Origin of the sequence: Silvimonas sp., from assembly GCF_031291215.1 — a bacterium.
Classification (GTDB): domain Bacteria; phylum Pseudomonadota; class Gammaproteobacteria; order Burkholderiales; family Chitinibacteraceae; genus Silvimonas; species Silvimonas soli.
Window position 1 is genome coordinate 1 of sequence record NZ_JARLJK010000088.1, and the last position, 7788, is coordinate 7788.

The 7788-nt window shown below is 61.3% G+C and carries 6 protein-coding genes and 1 tRNA gene; 6 read left to right on the plus strand and 1 reads right to left on the minus strand.

Going from position 1 to position 7788, the window contains the following annotated elements; genetic code table 11:
- From P4L78_RS10525 to P4L78_RS10540, 4 genes are all read left to right on the plus strand, one after another.
- Window positions 1-600 (plus strand): SPASM domain-containing protein (locus P4L78_RS10525; RefSeq protein WP_309328014.1); only part of this gene is annotated, 600 nt, incomplete at its 5' end.
- Entirely contained in the window at window positions 590-2953 is a 2364-nt protein-coding gene (locus P4L78_RS10530) for an arylsulfatase (RefSeq protein WP_309328015.1), read from the plus strand. The genes P4L78_RS10525 and P4L78_RS10530, both read left to right, overlap by 11 nt.
- A 202-nt stretch (window positions 2954-3155) precedes the next feature.
- A tRNA-Val gene (locus P4L78_RS10535) sits at window positions 3156-3231 on the plus strand.
- A gap of 165 nt (window positions 3232-3396) precedes the next feature.
- The gene (locus P4L78_RS10540) at window positions 3397-4620 is read left to right on the plus strand and encodes an integrase arm-type DNA-binding domain-containing protein (RefSeq protein WP_309328016.1); all 1224 of its coding nucleotides are present in this window, start codon (window positions 3397-3399) and stop codon (window positions 4618-4620) included.
- Window positions 4621-4900: 280 nt separating this feature from the next.
- Here P4L78_RS10540 and P4L78_RS10545 read toward each other — a convergent pair whose 3' ends face one another.
- Window positions 4901-5539, minus strand: a complete 639-nt coding sequence (locus P4L78_RS10545) for a hypothetical protein (protein WP_309328018.1) — start codon at window positions 5537-5539, stop codon at window positions 4901-4903.
- Between the two features lie 227 nt (window positions 5540-5766).
- On the opposite strand from P4L78_RS10545, the gene P4L78_RS10550 reads away from it, so the two are divergent.
- Together P4L78_RS10550 and P4L78_RS10555 are read left to right on the plus strand one after the other, a co-directional pair.
- Window positions 5767-6003 carry a helix-turn-helix transcriptional regulator gene (locus tag P4L78_RS10550; protein ID WP_309328020.1) on the plus strand — a complete coding sequence of 79 codons (237 nt, stop codon included), beginning with the start codon at window positions 5767-5769 and terminating at the stop codon, window positions 6001-6003.
- A gap of 59 nt (window positions 6004-6062) precedes the next feature.
- On the plus strand, window positions 6063-7649 hold the full coding sequence (locus P4L78_RS10555; RefSeq protein WP_309328021.1) for a class I SAM-dependent DNA methyltransferase: 1587 nt from the start codon (window positions 6063-6065) through the stop codon (window positions 7647-7649).
- Window positions 7650-7788 lie beyond the last annotated feature (139 nt).

Below are 7788 nucleotides of genomic sequence, written 5' to 3' on the forward strand. Positions count from 1 at the left end.
GGTGCCGGAGCCGAGGCGAGGCTCGCGCCCTATTCGGTGCCGCCGCTCGCATTTGGGCACTTTCTGGCCACGGTGTTTGATCTGTGGCGCAAGACCGATGTGGGCCGCGTGTTTGTCATGAACTTTGAATGGACCCTTGCCGGCGCGGTCGGTGCGCCGGGCGTGGTGTGCCATCATCAGCGCGAATGCGGGCGGGCGCTGATCGCCGAGCACGATGGCGCGGTGTACAATTGCGACCATTTCGCCTGGCCTGAATATCGGCTGGGCACGCTGGGCAAGGACAGTCTGGCGGCAATGGTGGATTCTGCCAAGGCGCGCGAATTCGGCGCGGCTAAACACCGCACTTTGCCCAACCAATGCAAGCGGTGCCCGCATCTGACCTCGTGCTGGGGCGGGTGCCCCAAGCACCGCTTCGCCACGACCCTCGATGGCGAGGCGGGGCTGAACCATCTGTGCGCGGGCTACGCTCACTATTTTTCGCATGTCACCCCGTGGATCGCGGCGCTTGCCCATCTTTTGGCAACGGGCCGCGATCCCGCGCTGATCATGCACCGCGATCACCCTGCCATTTCACAACAGGAACCAACCCATGTCGCATGATACCCGTACCGCCTTGCTGACCGGGCTGTGGCTTTCGGCCACGGCGCTATCGGCGCCTGCGCTCGCGCAGCATGTGCCCTTTGGCGAAGATTTCACCGGCAAGATCGGTGACACCCGCGCCACCTCGCAACCCGCGTTCCCGCGCGCGCCGCAAGCGCCCAAGGGAGCGCCCAACGTGCTGTTGATCCTGATCGACGATGCCGGGTTTGCCGCTGGCTCGCTTACCGGGGGCCTTGCGCAAACCCCCAATATCGAGGCACTGGCGCATGAAGGTGTACTGTATAACCGGTTCAACACCGTAGGCATCTGTTCGCCCACCCGTGCCGCGCTCCTGACCGGGCGCAACCACCATCAGGTCGGCTTTGGCAATCTGACCAACGTGGCCGCCGGGTTCCCGGCCTATAACGGCGTGTGGAAAAAAGAGACCGCCAGCCTTGGCCGCATCTTGCAGCTCAGCGGCTATTCCACCGCCGCCTTTGGCAAATGGCACAACACCCCGCAATGGGAGGTGAGTGCCGCAGGTCCCTTCGATCACTGGCCCACCAACCTTGGCTTTGACCATTTCTATGGCTTTCTCGAAGGCGATGACAACCAGTGGGAGCCGCACCTCTATAACGACACGCGCCCCATCGAACACACCCCGGCGCCTGAAACCGGCTATCACCTGACCACCGATCTGGTGAATCAGGCGCTCGGCTGGGTTGATGATCACGACGCACTGGCCGCGCAAAAGCCCTATTTCCTCTATCTGGCGACCGGCGCGGTGCACATGCCGCACCATGTCCCCGCCGAATGGATCGCGCGCAACAAGGGGCGCTATGACAAAGGCTGGGACGTGTTCCGCGAAGAGGCCTTTGCCCGTCAGAAAAAGCTCGGCATCATTCCCGCCGATGCAAAACTGACCCCGCGCCCCGCCGCGCTGCCCGCATGGGACAGCCTCAAGCCCGATGAAAAGCGGCTCTATGCGCATCAGATGGAAGTGTTTTCCGCGTTTCTTGAACAGACCGACACGGAAATCGGCCGCTTGGTCAAGGAACTGCGCGCGCGGCCCGGCGGCGACAATCTGATGGTGATCACCATCGTTGGCGACAACGGCGGCAGCGCAGAGGGCGATATCGGCGGCTCGATCGTCAACGAACAGGGCATGGCCGTGGCCGCGCCCAACGATTTCGCGCTGCAACTGGCCAATATCGACAAGCAGGGCGGCCCGGATGTGGCCAGCCACTATTCTGCCGGTTGGGCGTGGGCGACGAGCACGCCGTTTCAGTGGATGAAGCAGGTCGCCAGCCATTTTGGCGGCACACGCGACCCGCTGATCATCGACTGGCCCGGCCACACCGCGCAAAGCAAAGTGATCCGCGGCCAGTTCAGCCACGTCAACGACATCGTGCCGACCGTGCTCGATGCGGCGGGCATTCGCCTGCCCGAAGTGATCGATGGGGTTCCGCAACTGCCGCTCGAAGGCAAGAGCCTGCTGCCAACGCTGACCAACCCGGCTGCGCCCGACGTGCACACCGAGCAATATTTCGAGATTTTCGGCAATCGCGCGATCTACAAGGATGGCTGGGTGGCCTCCGCCAAGCGCGATTATCTGCCGTGGAGCCTGCTCAAGGACGTTCGCAAGGTCTATGCCGACAACGCCGATCAGGACAAGTGGGAGCTCTATCACGTTGCCGGCGACTATTCGGAAAGCCAGGATCTGGCCGCCAAAGACCCCGGCAAACTGGCAGAACTGAGAGCCGAATTTGACCGCGAAGCGCGGCGCAACGGCGTCTATCCGCTGGTGCCCTTGCCGCTCGGCGCGCCCTCGATCGTCGACAAGGCGCAGCGCCATTTCGAATACCGCGCCGACATTTCCGGCCTGCCGGGCAATGGCTTGCCCAATCTCATTGGCCGCGCGCATCGTTTTGACGTGGAACTGGGCGCCAGTGCCGCAACGGCCAGTGGCGTGCTGATCGCACACGGCGGGCGGCTCGGCGGCTATGCGCTCTATCTCGACCACGGAACGCTGTCGTTTGAAAACAACGTGTTCGGGCAAAAGCACGAAAAGATCATGGCCTCTGCACCGCTAGCGGCCGATGCGCGCAAGGTTGGCTTTGAATTCGTGCCCGCCACGGGCAACGCGGCCGAAGGGCTGCCGTGGACCGCGAAAGTCGGCGGCGGCACGATCCGCCTGCTGATCGATGGCAAGGCCGTGGCAGAAAGCGCGGTCAGCCTCTATCCCGACTATGCCGGCGCCTTCAGCGAGACTTTTGACATCGGCAAGGACCGCGGCTCACAAGTCGGAACCAGCGAAGCGGCACGGCAGTCGGCCACTGTGGCAATCAACCGCGTAACACTGGACCTGCCTTGAAAATCCCGAGAGAGGCTTGCGTCAACGCCCGTGGCATTGACGCAAGCCTCTCTCAAACACGACCGGGCAAGCTCCGCATTCGGGCCGATCGGGCGGAAGAAGGGGGACTCTTGGTGCCGTTCCGCCCGGTGCCGGTCTGTTCCGCGAAAGGGCTGGTTGACCGGGGGCAAAAACCCTGTAAATGCGCGGCTTCCGGTGCGCCGGGCGGTTAGCTCAGTTGGTAGAGCATCTCGTTTACACCGAGAGGGTCGGCGGTTCGAGCCCGTCACCGCCCACCATTTCTTTGATCGCCAACGTCCGTGGGCGTCATTGTAACCATCAGAAATCAAGCGTATTTTGAGCCTCTCAGGTTGCTGGCATCCGCTTGCGGGTGGCGGCAATCGCCCCGGATCGGGGGCCTTTCTGGGGCCTTTTGTCCGGGGGCTTTTGAAAAGGCCCCCAAGATGCCGCTGACCGATACGCAAATCCGCAATGCCCAGCCCCTGGATAGGGAATACAAACTTGCCGACAGTGGGGGCCTGTACCTGCTGATCACCCCGGCCAAGGGCAGGCTATGGCGGCTGAAATATCGCAGCGATGGCCGGGAAAAGAAGCTGGCGCTTGGCGCATACCCTGAAGTTGGCCTTGCTGATGCCCGCAAGCGGCGCGACCAAGCGCGCGAGCAGTTGGCGGCTGGCAAAGACCCGGCCCGCGAAAAGCAGTTGGCCAAATACCGGGCGAAGGTCTCGGCCAACAACACCTTTGGCGAGATTGCCCAGGAATTCATCGACAAGCGTCGGCGGGAAGGGATGTCCTCATCCACCGCCACAAAGAGCGAATATTACATTGCTCGCATGGGGGCATCCTTTGGTCGCCTGCCGATTGCAGAGATAACTGCGCCTGACGTGCTGGCCGTGCTGCGGCGCATCGAAACCACCAACCATTACGAAACCGCGCGCCGGGTGCTGCAATTGGCGGGGAGGGTGTTCCGCTATGCCGTTGCAACGGCCCGGCTGACCAACGATCCCACGTATGCGTTGAAGGGCGCGCTCACTGCTCCCCAGTCCAAACACTACGGCGCTATCACCGATGCCCAAGGCGCAGGCAACCTGTTGCGTGCGATTGACGGCTATGAGGGCAGCTTCATCACCAAGCAGGCCATGCTGCTATCGCCCCATGTGTTTGTCCGTCCCGGCGAACTGCGGCACGCAGAATGGGCAGACCTTGATCTTGACGCGGGCGTATGGGCCATCCCGGCCGAAAAGATGAAAATGCGCAAGGCACATCACGTACCGCTGTCGCGGCAGTCAGTAGAAATTTTCAAGGCAATCTACGCCATCACCGGCCCCACCGGGTTTGTCTTTCCGTCGATGCGGACACGCACGCGCCCGATGAGCGAGAACACTATCAACGCCGGGCTGCGGCGGCTTGGCTTCACCGGCGACGAAATGACCGCGCATGGGTTCCGCGCAATGGCCTCAACCCTTCTGAATGAATCGGGCCATTGGTCGCCCGACGCCATCGAACGGGCACTGGCGCACGGGGACAGTGACAAGGTGCGCGCAGCTTATCACCGGGGGGCGCACTGGCAGGAGCGGGTTGCAATGGCGCAATGGTGGAGCGACTACCTCGATATGTTGCGCAAAGGCGCAGAAATCCTGCCGTTTGACAGGCAACGGGCAGGTTGAGCAGGTCGGGGATCGCTCCAGCGGGTTCTGGGTATCCTTAGCGTGTCCATACCATACCCTTACGGCCAGCGCGGGCCGCTGCCCGTTTATGATCTTATTGTTTTATATCATGTGCTTATAGGTGAGTTGGCGGTGACTGTGCTGTTCCATGCAGGTTCCATGGCGTGGAATATGGCAGGATGCCCAACGGGTTGCAGGTGGCGGGGCCGCTAAAGCTGCTAATGCGCTAATCTGGCCAAGCGGTTGCAGCAGTTGCCGGGTGTGTTGCTGGCCAGTCCTGCTAGAAACCGCAGCCCTGCTTGGTGGCCAGTACGGCGCCAAGATCGCGATTATCGATGCTCAAGAACGCTACGTGGACGGACGCACCCTTTTGCAGCAGTGGCTTGTAAACGTCCTCACCACAAAGATCATCGGCCACCCCTTGCCGCATTTCAGCCGACATGGCGGTGATGCTCGGAGGCAGTCGCAAGGCGATGAAGATTTGGCCGTTCAGTGCCTCCAATCGCACCGTGCCCGGCTTGCCATCGGCCGCAAATGGTTCTTTGCGGAGTTCGGCAACCGCGTGGTTGACCACCTCGGCAAGAGTCGGCTGCGCCAAACTCCCCGGATTAGCGGCAGGTGCAGATTGGCAAGATTGCTGGATTTTCAGCCCAAGCTCGACGCTTCCGTTGGCAAGGGCATACCGGCTGGCACCTTGGCAATCGCCATCCGCAAGCATATGTCCCACGTGCTTTCGCACCGATCGCTCCTTACCCTCGGCCAGCGCGGCGGATAGCCGGGTAAGAAAATGCCCTTGGTTCGGGCTGGTGCCCGGCACCGGTCCACCTGTGGTGTTGCAGGTGGCCATGCCGCCGCCCATTGCCATGCAATTCGTGGTGCTGCTTTCGCCGCTTGGGCCGATGGTGTTGCAGTTCACCATGTCAGGCCCCATCGCCATGCAGTTTGTGGTTTGGGCCACTGCCTGACCAGTGCAGGCAATCGCAGCCAGCACGCAAGAGGCGATGCGAAATGCAGGGCGGGCAGGTTGCACGGGTTGCTCCTTGGGCGATTGCCTATGCCGATGGGGGCAAACTACCGGCCAAAAGTTAAGAATGAGGTATAATAGTCCGTGGACTGAAAGTCCCCATTTCGGGCCTAACCTGCCCGATGGACGAGGACGCCATTCTTGCGGAGCTGGGCAGGCGCATACGGGCGCAGCGCAAGGCGGCTGGCCTGACGCAGGAACAGCTTGCCCTCGTGGCTGGCCTCGACCGGTCCTATTGCGGTTCGGTGGAGCGCGGGGAGCGCAACATCACCTTTACAGTGCTCTGCCGCTTGGCCGCTGCCAGCGATTGCGATGTGGCAGCGCTGACGGCTGGCTTACCCTTTCCGATAAAAGGTTAGGCCCGGTTGCTCTGCCCCCCAAGGCTCGGCTAGACCGATGCCGAAGGAGATACGATTCAATGGCATCTCAAGCACAAAGCGGCAGCGATCTTGGCTTTGAGGCAGACCTGTTCAAGATGGCGGACAAGCTCCGTGGCAATCTTGAACCTTCGGAATACAAGCACGTCGCGCTTGGGCTGATCTTTCTGAAATATATCTCGGAGGCTTTTGAGTCCCACCGGGCAAAGCTGCTTCAGGAACAATTTGCGGACGCCGATGACCCCGAAGAATACCTTGCGGCCAATGTGTTTTGGGTCCCGCGAGAAGCGCGCTGGGACCATTTGCAGGCAAATGCCAAGCGCACGCAGATCACGTTTACGGACGTCAACACCGGCAACGAGCGCGTCGGTGACATCGGCAACCTGATCGACAACGCCATGGATTCCATCGAGCGCGAAAATGCCGCCATGCTCAAGGACGTTTTGCCCAAGGAATATGGCCGCCCGCAACTCGATAAAACGATGCTGGGCGAACTGATCGACCTGTTTTCCCGGGTCGGTATGCACAGCCAAGGCGCCAATTCGCGCGATCTGCTGGGCCGCGCCTATGAATATTTCATCAGCCAGTTTGCCGGGGCCGAAGGGCGCCGGGGCGGCGAGTTCTTCACCCCGCGTTCGGTGGTGCTAACCATCGTGGAAATGCTGGAACCGCACAATGGCCGGGTTTACGATCCGTGCTGCGGCTCCGGCGGCATGTTCGTGCAGTCCGAGCGGTTTATCGAAAACCATCAGGGCCGCCGCAGCGACATCGCCATTTATGGGCAGGAGCGCAACCATACCACGTGGAAGCTGTGCAAGATGAACCTTGCCGTGCGCGGCATTGACGCGGACATCAAGTGGAACAATGAAGGGTCGTTTCTTAGCGATGCGTTCCCCACGCTGAAATTCGACTACGCCATGGCCAACCCGCCGTTCAATATCTCGGACTGGTGGCAGCCACAGCTTGAAGGCGATGTGCGCTGGAAATTCGGCCAGCCGCCTGCGGGCAATGCCAACTTCGCATGGTTGCAACATATCCTCCACCATCTGGCCCCGCGCGGCACGGCTGGCGTGGTGCTGGCCAATGGCTCGATGTCGTCGCAGCAATCAGGCGAGGGCGATATTCGCAAGGCCATGATCGAAGGCGACGTGGTGGATTGCATGGTCGCGCTGCCGGGCCAGCTTTTCTATTCCACGCAGATTCCCGCCTGCCTGTGGTTTCTCGCACGCGACAAGAGCGCAAACGGCCACCGGGACCGGCGCGGCGAAATCCTGTTCATCGATGCCCGCAACATTGGCCACATGGTGGACCGCACCCGGCGCGAGTTTTCCGAAAGTGACGTCGCCACGATCACCGGAGCCTATCACCGCTGGCGGGCAAAGCCGGACGCAGGGCTTGGCGAGTATCAAGACATCCCCGGTTTTTGTAGATCGGTGACGCTGGAAGAAGTGCGGAAGCACGGCTTTGTCTTGACGCCGGGGCGTTACGTGGAGGGTGTCGCCACAGAGGATGACGGGACCACTTTTGAGGACAGAATTGCTGCGTTTAAGGGAGATTTGGACGCAATTTTCGATGACAGTCGGAAACTTGAAGAGGCCATCTCGCTCGGCCTTGGTAGGGCGCTTTGATCACGTCCCTGGACGTGGTGTAGGTTCTGACGTTAGCGCTGTTGGCCGGACGCGCGCTATCCAATTTGCGCTGTAGCGTCCGGCCAGCAGCGCGGGTGGTCATCGCAGTTTTCGGATAGGTTTGGGTTGCGAAGCTCGA